This is a genomic window from Enterobacter cloacae complex sp. CARB60 (assembly GCF_036487345.1).
Classification (GTDB): Bacteria; Pseudomonadota; Gammaproteobacteria; order Enterobacterales; family Enterobacteriaceae; genus Enterobacter; species Enterobacter asburiae_D.
Genome location: NZ_JAZKLC010000002.1, coordinates 3,631,536 through 3,648,897, shown reverse-complemented (window position 1 = coordinate 3,648,897; position 17,362 = coordinate 3,631,536). Strand labels below are relative to the sequence as shown.

The following is a 17,362-nucleotide window of genomic DNA, read 5'->3' as shown; positions in this document are numbered from 1 at the left end:
GTGCGGCACAAAGAACTTAAAAAGAGGTTTGGACTCATGACAGATAAACGCAAAGATGGTTCGGGCAAACTGCTGTACTGCTCTTTTTGCGGCAAAAGCCAGCATGAAGTGCGTAAACTGATTGCCGGGCCGTCCGTGTATATCTGCGACGAATGTGTCGATTTATGTAACGACATCATCCGCGAAGAGATTAAAGAAGTCGCACCGCACCGTGAGCGCAGCGCGCTGCCAACGCCGCATGAAATTCGTCATCACCTTGACGACTACGTCATCGGACAGGAGCAGGCCAAGAAAGTGCTGGCGGTAGCGGTTTATAACCACTACAAACGTCTGCGTAACGGCGACACCAGCAATGGCGTAGAACTGGGTAAAAGTAACATTCTGCTGATCGGCCCAACCGGTTCCGGTAAAACGCTGCTGGCTGAAACCCTGGCGCGCCTGCTTGATGTTCCGTTCACGATGGCGGATGCCACCACCCTGACCGAGGCCGGTTATGTGGGTGAGGACGTCGAAAACATCATCCAGAAACTGCTGCAGAAGTGCGATTACGACGTACAGAAAGCCCAGCGCGGGATTGTTTACATCGATGAGATCGACAAGATCTCCCGTAAATCAGACAACCCGTCCATTACCCGTGACGTATCCGGTGAAGGCGTACAGCAGGCACTGCTGAAGCTGATCGAAGGTACGGTTGCCGCCGTTCCGCCACAGGGTGGTCGTAAGCATCCGCAGCAGGAGTTCCTGCAGGTTGATACCTCCAAGATCCTGTTCATCTGTGGCGGTGCGTTTGCTGGTCTGGATAAAGTTATCTCCCATCGTGTTGAAACCGGCTCCGGCATTGGTTTTGGCGCAACGGTGAAAGCAACGTCCGAAAAACCGAACGAAGGCGAACTGCTGTCTCAGGTTGAACCGGAAGATCTGATCAAATTCGGTCTGATCCCTGAATTCATCGGCCGTCTGCCGGTTGTGGCAACGCTGAATGAACTGAGCGAAGACGCGCTGATCCAGATCCTGAAAGAGCCGAAAAATGCGCTGACCAAGCAGTATCAGGCGCTGTTCAATCTGGAAGGTGTTGATCTGGAATTCCGCGACGAAGCGCTGGATGCCATTGCCAAGAAAGCGATGATTCGTAAAACCGGTGCCCGTGGTCTGCGTTCCATTGTTGAAGCGGCACTGCTCGACACCATGTACGATCTGCCGTCGATGGAAGACGTTGAGAAAGTGGTGATTGACGAGTCCGTCATTAGCGGCCAAACCAAGCCGCTGCTGATTTACGGCAAACCGGAAGCACAGCAGGCATCTGGCGAATAATTCACCAAACCATACAAGCAGTTAATCAAAAAGGGGGGATTTTATCTCCCCTTTACTTTTTCCGTATTCATAGCGTTGAATGTGTGGCAAACATCCCCATATACTGGATACATGTTAATGGTTATGTGAAGCACAGCGACATGACCAGCTTACCTGGCGGACACTAACTAAGAGAGAGCTCTATGAATCCTGAGCGTTCTGAACGCATTGAAATCCCCGTATTGCCGTTGCGCGATGTGGTGGTTTATCCGCACATGGTCATACCCTTATTTGTAGGGCGGGAAAAATCTATCCGTTGCCTCGAAGCCGCCATGGATCATGATAAAAAAATCATGCTGGTGGCGCAGAAAGAAGCATCAACGGATGAGCCGGGTGTAAACGATCTTTTCACCGTCGGGACCGTGGCCTCTATTTTGCAGATGCTGAAGCTGCCTGACGGCACCGTGAAGGTGCTGGTAGAAGGCCTGCAGCGTGCGCGTATTACCACTCTGTCAGACGATGGCGAGCACTTCTCTGCGAAGGCAGAGTACCTTGATTCGCCTGAGCTTGACGAGCGCGAGCAGGAAGTGCTGGTGCGCACCGCGATTAGCCAGTTTGAAGGCTATATCAAGCTGAACAAGAAAATCCCACCAGAAGTGCTGACGTCGCTGAACAGCATCGACGATCCTGCGCGTCTGGCGGACACCATCGCTGCACATATGCCGCTGAAGCTGGCTGACAAACAGTCCGTGCTGGAAATGTCCGACGTTAACGAACGTCTGGAATACCTGATGGCGATGATGGAGTCTGAAATCGATCTGCTGCAGGTTGAGAAGCGTATTCGCAACCGCGTGAAAAAGCAGATGGAGAAATCTCAGCGTGAGTACTATCTGAATGAGCAAATGAAGGCCATTCAGAAAGAACTGGGCGAGATGGACGATGCGCCGGACGAAAACGAAGCGCTGAAGCGTAAGATCGACGCGGCGAAGATGCCGAAAGAGGCGAAAGAGAAAGCCGAAGCAGAACTGCAGAAGCTGAAAATGATGTCTCCAATGTCGGCTGAAGCGACCGTTGTACGCGGCTACATTGAGTGGATGGTGCAGGTTCCGTGGAACGCCCGCAGCAAGGTCAAAAAAGACCTGCGTCAGGCCCAGGAAATCCTGGATACCGACCACTACGGCCTGGAACGCGTGAAAGACCGCATTCTTGAGTACCTCGCGGTACAAAGCCGTGTAAACAAAATCAAAGGCCCAATTCTGTGCCTGGTAGGACCGCCGGGGGTGGGTAAAACCTCTCTGGGTCAGTCCATCGCCAAAGCGACCGGACGTAAGTATATCCGTATGGCCCTGGGTGGCGTACGCGATGAAGCGGAAATCCGCGGTCACCGCCGTACCTACATCGGTTCTATGCCGGGTAAACTGATCCAGAAGATGGCGAAAGTGGGGGTTAAAAACCCGCTGTTCCTGCTCGATGAGATCGACAAGATGTCGTCGGACATGCGTGGCGACCCTGCGTCTGCACTGCTGGAAGTGCTTGATCCAGAACAGAACGTGGCGTTCAGCGATCACTATCTGGAAGTGGACTACGACCTGAGCGACGTGATGTTCGTGGCGACCTCCAACTCCATGAACATTCCGGCTCCGCTGCTGGACCGTATGGAAGTGATCCGTCTCTCCGGTTATACCGAAGACGAGAAGCTGAACATCGCTAAGCAGCACCTTCTGCCGAAACAGATTGAGCGTAACGCGCTGAAAGCCAACGAGCTGACCGTCGAGGACAGCGCGATTATCGGCATCATTCGCTACTACACCCGTGAAGCGGGCGTGCGTAGCCTTGAGCGTGAAATCTCCAAACTGTGTCGTAAAGCGGTGAAACAGCTGCTGCTGGATAAGAGCCTGAAACACATTGTGATTAACGGCGACAATCTGCATGCGTACCTGGGCGTTCAGCGCTTTGACTACGGTCGTGCGGACAATGAAAACCGCGTTGGTCAGGTGACCGGCCTGGCATGGACGGAAGTGGGCGGCGATCTGCTGACCATCGAAACCGCCTGTGTGCCGGGCAAAGGCAAGCTGACCTACACCGGCTCGCTGGGTGAAGTGATGCAGGAATCCATCCAGGCGGCGCTGACCGTGGTGCGCGCGCGCGCGGAGAAACTGGGTATCAACACTGACTTCTACGAAAAACGCGACATCCACGTGCACGTTCCGGAAGGGGCGACGCCGAAAGATGGCCCAAGCGCGGGTATTGCCATGTGTACCGCTCTGGTTTCCTGCCTGACAGGGAACCCGGTGCGTGCCGATGTGGCAATGACCGGTGAAATCACGCTGCGTGGTCAGGTTCTGCCGATCGGTGGTTTAAAAGAAAAACTGCTGGCGGCACACCGCGGTGGGATCAAAACCGTATTGATCCCTTACGAAAATAAACGCGATCTGGAAGAGATTCCGGACAACGTGATTGCCGATCTGCAGATCCATCCTGTGAAGCGAATTGAGGAAGTTCTCAGTCTCGCATTGCAGAATGAACCCTCCGGAATGCAGGTTGTAACCGCAAAATAGTGACCTCGCGCAAAGAGCGTCAATAAAAACAAGGCTGGTAAGTCATTTCGCACTTGCCAGCCTTTTTTTGTATAGCTAATTTAGATTGCTGATTAGGTCAGCCATCAACAACGGGTGTTGTAAGGTCATGGCAGGCCTGATATAACTGCTGCGCGGTCGCGTTGTGAAGGATTCAGGCGCGATATAAATTATAAAGAGAGGAAGAGAACAGTGAATAAATCTCAACTGATTGACAAAATTGCTGCTGGTGCTGATATTTCTAAAGCTGCAGCTGGACGTGCGTTAGATGCATTAATTGCTTCTGTTACTGAATCTCTGCAGGCTGGGGACGACGTTGCACTGGTAGGCTTCGGTACTTTTGCTGTTAAAGAGCGTGCTGCCCGTACTGGCCGCAACCCTCAGACCGGTAAAGAGATCACCATTGCTGCTGCTAAAGTGCCGGGTTTCCGTGCAGGTAAAGCGCTGAAAGACGCAGTAAACTGATTGCTTTCCCGTTTCAGGGAAGCCGGAAAGTACAAGGGCGCATCATTTGATGTGCCTTTTTTGTTTGTCCAGACCTGATTTGTGCGAGTTTATGCGAGTTGTGGGCTGACAATCGCCCCGTTTTCTTGTCACAATACGGCTTCACGCGCGACGGGCAGGATTTTCCGTCAGCGTCAGGTAACCAGTCACCTACAGCGGAGTGTTGTTACACCATGATGGACAGCTTACGCACGGCTGCTAACAGTCTCGTGCTCAAGATTATTTTCGGTATCATTATCGTGTCGTTCATATTGACCGGCGTGAGCAGTTACCTTATTGGCGGTGGCGCAAACTATGCCGCAAAAGTGAATGGCCAGGAAATCAGCCGTGGTCAGTTCGAGAATGCTTTTGCCGGTGAACGTAACCGTATGCAGCAACAGCTGGGCGACCAATTCTCTGAACTGGCGGCGAACGAAGGGTACATGAAGACCCTGCGCCAACAGACACTGAACCGTCTTATCGACGAAGCGCTGCTGGATCAGTACGCCAAAAAACTGGGCCTTGGCATCAGTGATGAGCAGGTGAAAAAAGCCATCTTCTCCACTCAGGCCTTCCAGTCTAACGGTAAATTCGACAACGCGCGTTACAACAGTATCGTCAACCAGATGGGGATGACGGCCGATCAGTACGCTCAGGCACTGCGTAACCAGCTGACCACCCAGCAGCTCATCAATGCCGTTGTGGGCACCGATTTCATGCTCAAAGGTGAAACGGACGAACTGGCCGCGCTGGTGGCACAGCAGCGCGTTGTACGCGAAGCGACCATTGATGTGAACGCCCTGGCGGCGAAACAGCAGGTGAGCGACGCTGACGTTAACGCCTGGTACGAGCAGAACAAGAATTCCTTTGTTTCTCCAGAGCAGTACCGTGTGAGCTACATCAAGCTGGATGCGGCCGCGCTGCAGGAAAACGCGTCTGATGCGGAAATCCAGTCTTACTACGATCAGCATCAGGATCAGTTCACTCAGCCGCAGCGTAACCGCTACAGCGTAATTCAGACGAAGACCGAGGCTGATGCCAAAGCGGTACTGGATGAGCTGAACAAAGGCGCTGATTTCGCGACCGTTGCGAAAGCCAAATCCACCGATATTATCTCTGCGAAAAACGGCGGTGATATGGGCTGGCTGGAAGACGCGACCACGCCGGACGAGCTGAAAAATGCCGGTCTGAAAGAGAAAGGCCAGCTTTCAGGCGTCATTAAGTCTTCCGTTGGTTTCCTGGTCGTGCGTCTGGACGACATCACCGCGGCGAAAACCAAGCCGCTGGCTGACGTTCGCGAAGATATCGCGGCGAAAGTGAAACAGGAAAAAGCGCTGGATGCCTACTACGCGCTGCAGCAGAAGGTGAGCGATGCTGCCAGCAACGATAACGAATCTCTGGCAGGTGCAGAGCAGGCGGCGGGTGTGAAGGCGGTTGAGACGGGCTGGTTTGGTCGTGACAACCTGCCGGAAGAGCTGAACTTCAAGCCGGTTTCTGATGCCATCTTCAACGGTGGTCTGGTGGGCGAGAACGGCACGCCGGGCAGTAACTCTGACATCATTACCGTCGACGGCGATCGTGCGTTTGTGTTGCGCGTCAGCGAGCACAAGCCAGAAGCGGTCAAACCGCTGGCGGAAGTGAAGGATCAGGTTGTCGCGCAGGTTAAGCACAACAAAGCGGAACAGCAGGCGAAACTGGATGCTGAGAAGATTCTGTCTGACCTGAAAGCGGGTAAAGAAGACGCGCTGAAAGCGGCTGGCCTGAGCTTCGGTGAAGCGAAAACGCTGAGCCGTACCGGCCAGGATCCAATCAGCCAGGCCGCGTTTGGTCTGACTCTGCCTGCGAAGGACAAGCCAAGCTTCGGTACCACCACCGATACGCAGGGTAACGTCGTTCTGCTGGCGCTGGATGAAGTGAAAGCCGGCACCCTGCCGGAAGCGCAGAAGAAAGCGATGGTTCAGGGGATTACCCAGAACAATGCTCAGATTGCCTTCGAAGCCATGATGAGCAACCTGCGTAAAGAAGCCAAAATCAAGCTGGGTGATGTGATGACTCAGCAGCAGTAATTACGTGTCTGCTCGCATATTTTCGTAACGCTCTGCAATAACTAAAGGCCGCTTTCGCGGCCTTTTCCATTTCTGCAATCTGCTGTTTGTGCCGGTTTTATCTGGCGGCTATCGTGACGTGGCTGTCAACAAACAAGGAGATAACAGCATGAAATGTGGAATCAAAGCACTGTTAATTACGCTGGCTATTGCCACCACCGGGATGAGCGCGGGTGTGATGGCGTCGGCCACCGCCGCCAAACCACAGGCTACGCAGAGCAAGTCCGACGCGGCAGCGCCGGTGCAAGGGCAAACCAAAGCGACTGACGCCGGTAAAAATGCGGATGATGATGGTACGCGGGTCAGTATCAATTCCGCCTCTGCGGAAGATCTGGCACGCGCGATGAATGGTGTCGGGCTGAAAAAAGCGCAGGCCATCGTCAGCTACCGCGAAGAGTATGGTCCTTTCAAAACGGTCGACGATCTCAAACAGGTGCCGGGCATGGGCAGCGCGCTGGTTGAGCGCAACCTCTCACACCTGACGTTGTAATTACGCAATTTCTTGCACTGCGGCAAAATTTTGCCAGGATAAAGAGGTCATACCAGTTATGACCTCACATCCTACAATAACAGTAAAGGCTATTGCGCTATGCAGACAAAAATCAAAGTACGCGGTTTTCATCTCGACGTTTACCAGCACGTGAACAACGCTCGCTATCTTGAGTTTCTTGAAGAAGCGCGCTGGGACGGGCTGGAAAATAGCGAAAGCTTTCAGTGGCTGACCGCGCACAACATCGCGTTCGTGGTCGTCAATATCAACATCAACTACCGCCGTCCGGCCGTGCTGGGTGATGTGCTCACGGTGACCAGCCAGGTGCAACAGATCAATGGCAAAAGCGGGGTGTTAAGCCAGGTGGTGACGCTCGATCCAGAAGGGCAGGTAGTGGCTGATGCGCTGATCACCTTTGTCTGTATCGATCTGAAAACGCAGAAAGCGCTGCCGCTGGAAGGGGAGCTGCGGGAAAAGCTGGAGTTGATGATCGCTTAGAAAGTTTGTCTTTTATAAAAGACAAAAGGATTTTTCAGGGATAGAATAATGGACAGGGACTACGTTGTTGAACGTTACCGGACCCGTGACGGGAAAGTACCGTTTGAGGAGTGGGTTGCCAGAATGAATCGAAAGGATCCGGATATGGTTTTCCGGATCCTTATGCGGATTAACCGTGCGATAAAACGTAATTTTGGCGATTACAGGTATCTCAGGGAAGGTGTTTGGGAGATGCGAGTCGACAGTGGCCCCGGCTACAGAATCTATTTTTCAGTAGAGAATCGGCAGGTTTTATTGTTACTGATTGGTGGCGACAAAAAGAGCCAAAAAGCAGATATCAAACTGGCAATAGATTACTGGAAAGATCATCAAGCAAAAGGACATTCCAATGAGCGCCGCTGAACGAAAATATTCGAGCTCCGTTAACCACCATGATGCTGTTGTGAAAATGCTGCGAGAGAATCCTTCCTACGCTCAGCGTTATCTGCAAACAGCACTGGAAGAGATCTATGAAGACCAGGGGATCCCTGCCTATCTCATTGCACTCCGTCAGGTCATCGAAGCGCGAGGCGGTATCGGAGAAATTTCTACCAAAGCAGGTTTGTCCCGTCAGCAGCTATACCGAACCTTATCAGACAACGGCAACCCAACGCTGACAACGCTGATGAAAGTCACCCGTGCTGCCGGTGTGAAACTGTTCGACAGCACGGTCAAGTAGCCTTATTTAAGCCCGGTCTTTTTCTGCATCGCGGCCATCACGCCGACTTTATCGGCAAGATAGTGGTTCAGCCCGTTAGCGCGAAGATTACAGGCTGCGCACTGGCCGCAACCGTCGCCTTTGATACCGTTATAGCAGGTGAGCGTTTCGCTGCGGACAAGGTCCAGCTTGCCCCAGTAGTCCGCCAGCGCCCAGGTTTCGGCTTTATCCAGCCACATGAGCGGGGTTTCAAAGCGCGTCTCTTTCGCCATCCCCAGATTGACGGCGTGGTTTAACGCTTTAACGAACTCATCACGACAGTCCGGGTAGCCGGAGAAGTCGGTCTCGCACACGCCCGTGATCACCGCTTCGGCCTTTACCTGATAGGCGTAGATCGCCGTCAGGGTCAGGAAGAGGATATTACGGCCCGGCACGAAGGTATTCGGAATGCCGCTGGCATCGGGTTCGTAGTCCGGGACGGGAATACTGTCCCGGGTGAGGCTGCTCACGGCCAGTTCATTTAACAGCGTAACGTCCAGCACCTTGTGCGCGCGTGCGCCCAGTTTCAGGGCAAGTTCACGGGCAACGTCGATTTCTGCACGGTGACGCTGGCCATAATCGAAAGTGACACAGTGAACTTCATCGTACTGATGAAGGGCCTGGACCAGGCAGGTAGTAGAGTCTTGTCCTCCGCTGAACACGACGACGGCACGTTTCATAAATCATCTCGACTGTTACGGTAAAAACGTTATGTTACCGTCTGACCACGACGGCGACCAGCTTCTTCACGATTTCGGGGCGGGCAGCCAGGCTTCGGTAAAATCAAACCAGCCGCGGGTGTTGAGGCGTATACCGTTGACCCCCGGCGGGGCGCTGATCTGGTATTGATAATTGAACAGGGGCGTTATCACCGCCTTTTCCATGAGCCGGGAGAAAATGGCCCTCAGCCCGGCACGTCTGGCCTGTTCGTCGGCCTGGGTCTGTACCGCATCCAGGGTGGCCTGCAGATGAGCATATTGCGGCGCACTTAAAACGTGTGGCCAGAGGGCATCACAGCGCAGCCACTGTTCAAGCGTATATTCCGGCGCTTCGCCAATCAGCCTGTCGCCCATCATGATGTCCGCGTCCGCCAGTTGCTGGCACCCGTCCCAGGTTTTCGCATCGTAAAAGATCGCCGTAAGCTCGCAGCCGTGTTGTGCAAGGTACTGTTTTAGCTGGCGCGCCATCGTGTGTAACTCAACCGGTAAATGATAAATCAGGGTTAATGTCTTCGGCAGAGGGACATGTGTTAAATCCGGCCACTGAGGGATCGCCCAGCCGGGGAGTAACTCCTCTGTCGGGGTAATCAGCCCTTCATTGAGCGGAAGCGTGTGCAGAAGTGTCGAGAGATGAATGATGTTGATGAGTCGTCGAGCCTGCATTTCGCTCAGGCGCGGGCTTTGCTTCAGGGTGAGATAACAAAAGCCCAGACTGGTGCTGTTTGTCACCAGGCGCAGGCTCTCCAGTTCATCCGGCTCGCCAATGGCGATCTGAACCGGATGGCGACAGCTGGTGCCTAGCCCATAGTCAAACAGCGACGGTGTGATCCAGTATTCGATGGCCTTAAGCAGCGGATGGCTGAGATGGTACTGTTCGTGGCTTTCCAGACGAACCAGATCCGGTTCATACACGCTGACTCTGAAGGGGCCGCTGCCCGTCATGGGCTGTTCGGGATGTGCAAGCCGACTACAGTAGGTGGCCAGGCGGTGCGCCAGCCAGTAATCCGGCTGGTGCAGCGTAAAGGTCAGACACTGAGGATGGGTAACGTCAACGCGTAAGACGCTCTGGAACAGTTTACGCAGGGCCGGCAAGGCGAAAAGCGCGCCCAGGCTTTGCTGAAGCTGTCCGGTTTCGATTTTATCGCCGTTATGCCAGTGCAGCGTGGAGCGAATGTAGAAATGCCAGCGCAAACCGTCCTGCGATACCTCCCAGTGATGAGCGAGATCGCCCGTGGGTTCACTGCTGTTGCCGTGAAAACGCGTTAAACCTGAGAATACCTGTCCCGCCAGATGCTGCTCTGCCCGGCCCGGTAAAAAACCCGGCTGAAGCGGATCCAGCGAGCGGTAATAGGGGATGCGCAGCGTCGGCGTGTCGTTTTGCCACTGCCCGCCCAAAAACGGATGCAGCAACGATCGTAATTCTGCGGGGGCAAGCTGGGCCAGTTCAAGCGCGTTATGCTGCTGCCCGCTCTTCAGCGCCTCCTCCATCATCGCATTGCGCAGTGACTCCGGCGCGACATGGAACGTCAGCTCACCCCGCTTACCGCGGCCAGACTGCGCTCGCCAGCTCAGCCAGCCCGCCTCCTGGGCCTGACGCAGCAGCGTTCGGACATGCCGCTCGCTGCAAAAACAGCGGGCGGCCAGCTCGCTGATGGTGACCTGCTGCGTTGCACCCAGGGAAGGCTGCCACAGGCGGTGATATTGGTTGAGTCGATTGAGCTGGCGCATAAGAAACCCGGAACAATAATTATCATCTATTCACTATTACTTCCGTATATCTCACACGATACTGATGCACAAGTTAACCGCATCACATTTCGGGAGTAATCATGGCTCGGCTCGCTGCATTTGATATGGACGGTACGCTGTTAATGCCGAATCACCGTTTAGGGGAAAAAACCCTGAACACGCTGAAGCGCCTGCACGAGCGTAATGTCACCCTGACGTTTGCCACCGGGCGTCATGTGCTGGAAATGCGCCATTTGCTGGGGGCATTTTCCCTCGACGCTTTTCTGATCACCGGCAACGGGACGCGAATTCACTCCGTAGAAGGCGATGTGCTGCACCGGCAGGATCTCAACCCGGAAGTGGCGGATATCGTGCTGCACAGCACCTGGGACACGCAGGCCAGCGTCCACGTCTTTAACGATCGGGGCTGGTTTACCGGAAGCGAAATCCCGGAATTACTGCACGCGCATGTTTACAGCGGCTTTAAATACCAGCTTATCGATCTGCGTCGGATCCCCGCCCATGCGGTAACTAAGATTTGCTTCTGCGGCGATCATGACGATCTGTGCCGCTTAAGGATTCAACTGAATGAGGCGCTGGGTGACCGGGCGCACCTGACCTTCTCGGCGGTGGATTGTCTGGAAGTGCTGCCGGTGGGCTGTAACAAAGGTTCCGCGCTGGCGGTATTGAGCGACCACCTGGGCTTAACGCTGCAGGAGTGTATGGCGTTTGGTGACGCCATGAACGACCGCGAAATGCTGGGTAGCGTAGGTCGCGGTCTGATAATGGGGAATGCGATGGCGCAGCTGAAAGCAGAACTTCCCCATCTGCCGGTTATTGGCCACTGCCGCAATGAAGCAGTGTCCCATTTTTTGACGCATTGGCTGGACAACAACAACCTCCCGTATTCCCCCGAATAGTGAGACCCTTCCAGCAAGCCAGACTTCGGTCTGGCTTTTTTTTATTTCACAAGCTGTGCAATCTGCGCTTTCCACGGGGCGATATCGCCGATGTTGGCCTGTACCCACTCCGCGTTGTAGTAGGTCTCAAGATAACGCTCGCCGCTGTCGCACAGCAGCGTGACGATGGACCCGGTGCGGCCCTCTTCGCGCATACGTGCGGCAAGCTGCAGTGCGCCCCACATATTGGTGCCCGTCGATGCGCCCACTTTGCGGCCCAGCTGCGTTTCCAGCCAGTGCGCCGTTGCCACGCTGGCGGCATCCGGCACGCGCATCATCTCATCCACAACGTCTGGGATGAAAGAGGGCTCCACGCGCGGGCGGCCAATCCCTTCAATTTTACTGCCCACCGGGCTGCGCAGACCGGCATCGCGGTTTTGCCAGTAGTCGAGAAACACGGAGTTCTGCGGGTCAACCACCATCAGTTGGGTATCGTAGCCCTGACAGCGGATGTAGCGTCCAATCGTGGCTGACGTGCCGCCGGTACCGGCGCTCATGACGATGTACGACGGAACCGGATGCGGTTCGTGGGTCATCTGGCGGAAAATACTGTCGGCAATGTTGTTATTGCCGCGCCAGTCCGTCGCGCGCTCGGCGAAGGTGAACTGGTCCATATAGTGGCCGTTCAGCTCACGGGCCAGCATTTCAGAGGCGGCGTAGATTTCGCAGGCGCTTTCCACAAAGTGGCAGCGGCCGCCGTAAAATGCGATCTGCTCGATTTTACGTTTTGCGGTGCAGGACGGCATCACCGCGATAAACGGCAGGCCCAGCAGGCGGGCAAAATAGGCTTCGGATACCGCCGTTGAACCGGATGAGGATTCTATGATGGTGGTGCCTTCTTTGATCCAGCCGTTACACAAACCGTATAAAAACAGCGAGCGCGCCAGGCGATGCTTCAGGCTACCGGTAGGATGGGTGCTTTCGTCTTTCAAATAGAGCTGAATGCCGTCAAATCCCGGCAGGGAAAGGCGAATCAGGTGCGTATCCGCCGAGCGCTGATAGTCGGCATTGATTTCGCTGATCGCATGTTTAACCCAGGTGCTATTCATCGTCGTTATCCGTTTGTCATTTTGTGCCTAGCATAGCGAAAAGCACAGGAAAAATTGTTGCTATCTGGCCTTTAAAATAGAATGAAGGGAGAAAAATTTTCTCTGTGAGGTGGGTATGCTAGATAAAATTGACCGCAAGCTCCTTTCATTGCTGCAAAATGACTGTACCCTCTCTTTGCAGGCGCTGGCAGATGCCGTTAATCTGACCACCACCCCGTGCTGGAAGCGCCTTAAGAAGCTGGAAGATGACGGTATTCTTCTGGGGCGCGTCGCGTTGTTAGATCCCGAAAAGCTGGGGCTTGGGCTGACGGCATTTGTGCTGATAAAAACCCAGCATCACAGCAGCGACTGGTATTGCCGCTTCGTCACTCAGGTGTCGGAGATGCCCGAGGTGCTCGGTTTCTGGCGTATGGCCGGAGAGTACGATTACCTGATGCGCGTCCAGGTGGCCGACATGAAGCGCTATGATGATTTCTACAAGCGGCTGGTGAACAGCGTACCGGGTTTGTCGGACGTCACCTCAAGCTTCGCCATGGAACAGATTAAATACACCACAGCATTACCAATTGAATAACTTCGTAAAATACCTTCAGGAACAAACCGCGTGCGATTATTTGCCCAACTAAGCTGGTACTTTCGTCGGGAGTGGCAACGCTACCTCGGCGCAGTATGCCTGCTTATTATCATTGCCATCCTGCAGCTGATCCCGCCGAAAGTGGTGGGGTACGTCGTGGATGGCGTCACCGAACAGCATTACACCACCGCACGGGTGTTGATGTGGGTCGGCACGCTGGTGCTGACGGCCGTCATTGTTTATCTGCTGCGCTACGTCTGGCGCGTGCTGCTGTTTGGTGCGTCCTATCAGCTGGCCGTTGAGCTGCGTGAAGATTTTTACCGCCAGCTGAGCCGACAGCATCCCGAATTTTATCTGCGCCATCGCACAGGGGATCTCATCGCCCGAGCGACTAATGACGTCGATCGCGTGGTCTTTGCCGCCGGGGAAGGGGTGCTGACGCTGGTGGACTCGCTGGTGATGGGCTGTGCGGTGCTGATCGTGATGTCCACGCAGATCAGCTGGCAGTTGACCCTGCTCGCCCTGTTGCCGATGCCGATCATGGCGCTGGCGATCAATCGCTATGGTGAACAGCTGCACGAGCGCTTTAAGCTGGCGCAGGCGGCGTTTTCGTCTCTGAACGATCGCACCCAGGAGAGCATGACCAGCATCCGCATGATCAAAGCGTTTGGCCTGGAAGACCGACAGTCTGCACTGTTTGCGGCCGATGCGGCGGACACGGGGGCGAAGAATATGCGCGTCGCGCGTATCGACGCCCGGTTTGACCCAACGATTTATATCGCGATTGGCATGGCAAACCTGCTGGCGATTGGCGGCGGAAGCTGGATGGTGGTGCAGGGCGCGTTGACCCTGGGGCAATTGACCAGCTTTGCGATGTATCTGGGGCTGATGATCTGGCCGATGCTGGCGCTGGCCTGGATGTTTAACATCGTGGAGCGCGGCAGCGCCGCCTATAGCCGCATTCGCGCCATGCTGTCCGAAGCGCCGGTGGTCATTGACGGTAGCGAAGCCGTACCGGAAGGGCGCGGCGTCATGACCGTCGACGTCCGGCAGTTTATCTATCCGCATACGGAGCATCCGGTACTGGAGAACGTCAGCTTTACGCTTCAGCCAGGTCAGATGCTCGGCATCTGTGGCCCGACGGGCGCCGGCAAAAGTACCGTGCTCTCTCTGCTCCAGCGACACTTTGACGTCACCGAAGGCGATATCCGCTTTCACGATATTCCCCTGACCAGACTGCTGCTGGATGAGTGGCGCGGCCGTCTGGCGGTCGTCAGCCAGACGCCGTTCTTATTTTCGGACACCGTGGCGAACAACATTGCCCTGGGACGCCCTGCGGCGACGCAGGAAGAGATTGAACATGTGGCGCGTTTGGCCAGCGTTCATGATGACATTTTGCGTCTGCCGCAGGGCTACGACACGGAAGTTGGGGAACGCGGCGTCATGCTGTCCGGGGGGCAAAAGCAGCGTATCTCTATTGCCCGCGCCCTGCTGCTGAATGCTGAAATCCTGATCCTGGACGATGCGCTTTCCGCCGTGGACGGCCGTACCGAGCATCAAATTCTGCATAACCTGCGCCAGTGGGGCGACGGACGCACGGTGATTATCAGCGCCCACCGTTTGTCAGCGCTCACTGAAGCCAGCGAAATTCTGGTCTTGCAGCACGGGCACATTGCCCAGCGCGGACAGCATGAAACGCTTGCCGAGCAGCCGGGCTGGTATCGCGATATGTACCGTTATCAGCAGCTTGAAGCGGCGCTGGACGATGCGCCGGAGCAGAATGAGGAGGCCGCCAATGCGTAAGCTCGGAACGATGTGGCCGACGCTCAAACGTCTGCTGGCCTACGGCTCGCCGTGGCGTAAACCGCTCTCCGTGGCCGTGCTTTTGCTCTGGATAGCGGCGATTGCTGAGGTGAGCGGTCCGCTGCTTATCAGCTATTTTATCGACAACATGGTCGCCAAAAGCTACCTTCCGCTGGGGCTGGTGGCGGGCTTAGGCGTGGCCTACGTTGGCTTACAGCTGACGGCAGCAGGGTTGCACTATGCTCAGTCGCTGCTGTTTAACCGTGCAGCCGTGGGCGTCGTTCAGCAGCTGCGTACGGATGTGATGGACGCGGCGCTTCGCCAGCCGCTCAGCGAGTTTGATATCCAGCCGGTCGGACAGGTGATTTCGCGCGTGACCAACGATACCGAGGTGATCCGCGATCTGTACGTCACCGTGGTGGCAACCGTACTGCGCAGCGCGGCGCTGATTGGCGCAATGCTGGTCGCGATGTTCAGCCTCAACTGGCGCATGGCGCTGGTGGCAATAACCATCTTCCCGGCGGTGCTGATTGTCATGGTCATCTATCAGCGCTACAGCACGCCAATCGTGCGTCGGGTGCGTGCTTACCTGGCCGACATCAATGATGGCTTTAACGAAGTGATCAACGGCATGAGCGTCATCCAGCAATTCCGCCAGCAGGCGCGCTTTGGCGAGCGCATGGGCGAAGCCAGCCGTTCGCACTATATGGCGCGTATGCAGACGCTGCGCCTCGACGGTTTTCTGCTGCGTCCGCTGCTGAGCCTTTTCTCTGCGCTGGTGCTTTGCGGGCTGCTGATGCTCTTTGGCCTGAGCTCAGACGGTACGATTGAAGTGGGCGTGCTGTACGCCTTTATTAGCTACCTGGGACGCCTTAACGAGCCGCTGATCGAACTCACCACCCAGCAATCGATGCTGCAACAGGCGGTTGTCGCCGGTGAGCGCGTGTTTGAGCTGATGGACAGGCCGCGCCAGGCCTACGGCAATGACGAGCGACCTCTGCAAAGCGGGACTATTGCCTTTGATAACGTCTCGTTTGCCTATCGCGAAGACCGGCTGGTGTTGCAGGACATCACGCTCGACGTTCCATCGCGCGGCTTCGTGGCGCTGGTGGGGCATACCGGCAGCGGTAAGAGCACGCTTGCCAGCCTGTTGATGGGCTATTACCCGGTCACGCAAGGTGAAATCCGCCTCGACGGACGCCCGCTCGCGTCTCTCAGCCATACGGTGTTACGCAAAGGCGTTGCGATGGTGCAGCAGGATCCGGTCGTGATGGCCGATACCTTCTACGCCAACGTGACCCTGGGGCGAGACTACACCCAGGAGCAGGTCTGGGACGTGCTGGAAAAAGTGCAGCTGGCAGAGCTGGCGCGCGGGTTTAGCGAGGGGATCAATACCAAACTGGGCGAGCAGGGGAACAATCTCTCCGTCGGGCAAAAGCAGCTCCTGGCGCTGGCGCGGGTGCTGATTGAAACGCCGCAGATACTGATTCTGGATGAAGCGACCGCCAGTATTGACTCCGGCACCGAGCAGGCCATCCAGCAGGCGCTGGACGCGGTACGCGACCATACGACGCTGGTGGTGATTGCCCACCGACTTTCGACCATCGTCGAGGCGGACACCATTCTGGTGCTACATCGCGGGCAGGCCGTTGAACGCGGTACGCACCGCGAGCTGCTGGAAGCAAAAGGGCGCTACTGGCAGATGTATCAGCTGCAGCTGGCGGGCGAAGAGCTGGCGGCCAGCGTGCGCGATGAAGAGTCGCTTAGCGCCTGATGCACTAAAATGAGGCGACGCGCTAACAGTCATTCCTGTTGGTGCAAAACTGAAACGCACCCTGCACCGGCATGGTGCGTTTTTTTTCACCTGCGCGTTTAGCAGAACCGCGTAACGCTCATCGCACCGCTGTTCCCCCTCGTTTTCATTTCTGGCACACCCCTTGCAATACCTTCTGCGTAAGCTGCGGCCATTACCGAATTCTGACTGGAGGGGATCTATGAAGCTGGTTACGGTTGTAATCAAACCATTCAAACTCGAAGACGTGCGTGAAGCGTTGTCTTCAATGGGTATTCAGGGACTGACTGTCACCGAAGTGAAAGGCTTTGGTCGTCAGAAGGGTCATGCCGAGCTTTATCGCGGGGCGGAATACAGCGTTAACTTTCTGCCAAAAGTAAAAATTGATGTCGCGATTGCTGACGATCAGCTTGATGAAGTCATTGATGTCATTAGCAAAGCGGCCTATACCGGCAAAATTGGCGACGGCAAAATTTTCGTTGCCGAACTGCAGCGCGTCATTCGCATTCGTACCGGCGAATCTGACGAAGCGGCTCTGTAAGTAACTCCTGGCACACAGT

The 17,362-nt window shown here is 55.4% G+C and carries 16 protein-coding genes; 13 read left to right on the top strand and 3 right to left on the bottom strand.

Features of this window, described 5'->3' with window-relative positions; translation table 11 throughout:
* Positions 1-36: 36 nt before the first annotated feature.
* The 8 genes from clpX to V4835_RS18560 all read left to right on the top strand — a co-directional run bounded on the left by clpX (position 37) and on the right by V4835_RS18560 (position 8,160).
* Positions 37-1,311: an ATP-dependent protease ATP-binding subunit ClpX gene (clpX, locus tag V4835_RS18595; RefSeq protein ID WP_023334705.1), complete on the top strand. Its 1,275-nt coding sequence runs from the start codon at positions 37-39 to the stop codon at positions 1,309-1,311.
* A gap of 182 nt (positions 1,312-1,493) precedes the next feature.
* Positions 1,494-3,848: an endopeptidase La gene (gene lon / locus V4835_RS18590; protein WP_063144769.1), complete on the top strand. Its 2,355-nt coding sequence runs from the start codon at positions 1,494-1,496 to the stop codon at positions 3,846-3,848.
* A gap of 210 nt (positions 3,849-4,058) precedes the next feature.
* Complete coding sequence (gene hupB / locus V4835_RS18585; RefSeq protein ID WP_002444653.1) at positions 4,059-4,331, top strand: nucleoid-associated protein HU-beta; 273 nt, start codon at positions 4,059-4,061, stop codon at positions 4,329-4,331.
* A gap of 212 nt (positions 4,332-4,543) precedes the next feature.
* Positions 4,544-6,415, top strand: a complete 1,872-nt coding sequence (gene ppiD, locus V4835_RS18580) for a peptidylprolyl isomerase (protein WP_331413187.1) — start codon at positions 4,544-4,546, stop codon at positions 6,413-6,415.
* A 148-nt stretch (positions 6,416-6,563) separates the two neighbouring features.
* The gene (locus tag V4835_RS18575) at positions 6,564-6,944 is read left to right on the top strand and encodes a helix-hairpin-helix domain-containing protein (protein ID WP_063144767.1); all 381 of its coding nucleotides are present in this window, start codon (positions 6,564-6,566) and stop codon (positions 6,942-6,944) included.
* Between the two features lie 99 nt (positions 6,945-7,043).
* Positions 7,044-7,442, top strand: a complete 399-nt coding sequence (locus tag V4835_RS18570) for a YbgC/FadM family acyl-CoA thioesterase (protein WP_024906822.1) — start codon at positions 7,044-7,046, stop codon at positions 7,440-7,442.
* Between the two features lie 48 nt (positions 7,443-7,490).
* On the top strand, positions 7,491-7,844 hold the full coding sequence (locus V4835_RS18565) for a type II toxin-antitoxin system RelE/ParE family toxin (protein ID WP_331413185.1): 354 nt from the start codon (positions 7,491-7,493) through the stop codon (positions 7,842-7,844).
* On the top strand, positions 7,831-8,160 hold the full coding sequence (locus V4835_RS18560; RefSeq protein WP_024906824.1) for an addiction module antidote protein: 330 nt from the start codon (positions 7,831-7,833) through the stop codon (positions 8,158-8,160). The genes V4835_RS18565 and V4835_RS18560 overlap by 14 nt, the downstream gene beginning before the upstream one ends.
* Positions 8,161-8,162: 2 nt before the next feature.
* Here the strand turns inward: V4835_RS18560 and queC are convergent, their stop codons facing one another.
* Together queC and V4835_RS18550 are read right to left on the bottom strand one after the other, a co-directional pair.
* Positions 8,163-8,858, bottom strand: a complete 696-nt coding sequence (gene queC / locus V4835_RS18555; RefSeq protein WP_032646166.1) for a 7-cyano-7-deazaguanine synthase QueC — start codon at positions 8,856-8,858, stop codon at positions 8,163-8,165.
* A gap of 66 nt (positions 8,859-8,924) precedes the next feature.
* Entirely contained in the window at positions 8,925-10,625 is a 1,701-nt protein-coding gene (locus V4835_RS18550) for an SgrR family transcriptional regulator (RefSeq protein WP_331413183.1), read from the bottom strand.
* A 101-nt stretch (positions 10,626-10,726) separates the two neighbouring features.
* Here V4835_RS18550 and cof point away from each other — a divergent pair, with 101 nt between their 5' ends.
* The gene (gene cof, locus V4835_RS18545; RefSeq protein ID WP_331413181.1) at positions 10,727-11,545 is read left to right on the top strand and encodes an HMP-PP phosphatase; all 819 of its coding nucleotides are present in this window, start codon (positions 10,727-10,729) and stop codon (positions 11,543-11,545) included.
* Positions 11,546-11,586: 41 nt separating this feature from the next.
* Here the strand turns inward: cof and V4835_RS18540 are convergent, their stop codons facing one another.
* A complete protein-coding gene (locus V4835_RS18540) occupies positions 11,587-12,633 on the bottom strand; it encodes a PLP-dependent cysteine synthase family protein (protein WP_331413179.1) in 1,047 nt (348 codons plus the stop codon).
* Between the two features lie 115 nt (positions 12,634-12,748).
* On the opposite strand from V4835_RS18540, the gene V4835_RS18535 reads away from it, so the two are divergent.
* From V4835_RS18535 to glnK, 4 genes are all read left to right on the top strand, one after another.
* Positions 12,749-13,207 (top strand): Lrp/AsnC family transcriptional regulator, encoded by a 459-nt coding sequence (locus V4835_RS18535; RefSeq protein ID WP_029739897.1) that lies wholly within the window; start codon positions 12,749-12,751, stop codon positions 13,205-13,207.
* A gap of 30 nt (positions 13,208-13,237) precedes the next feature.
* The gene (locus V4835_RS18530) at positions 13,238-15,010 is read left to right on the top strand and encodes a SmdA family multidrug ABC transporter permease/ATP-binding protein (protein ID WP_331413177.1); all 1,773 of its coding nucleotides are present in this window, start codon (positions 13,238-13,240) and stop codon (positions 15,008-15,010) included.
* A complete protein-coding gene (locus tag V4835_RS18525) occupies positions 15,003-16,784 on the top strand; it encodes a SmdB family multidrug efflux ABC transporter permease/ATP-binding protein (RefSeq protein WP_331413175.1) in 1,782 nt (593 codons plus the stop codon). Before V4835_RS18530 ends, V4835_RS18525 begins: the two co-directional genes overlap by 8 nt.
* Positions 16,785-17,004: 220 nt before the next feature.
* Positions 17,005-17,343, top strand: coding sequence for a P-II family nitrogen regulator (gene glnK / locus V4835_RS18520; protein WP_008503304.1), 339 nt, complete (start codon positions 17,005-17,007; stop codon positions 17,341-17,343).
* Positions 17,344-17,362 lie beyond the last annotated feature (19 nt).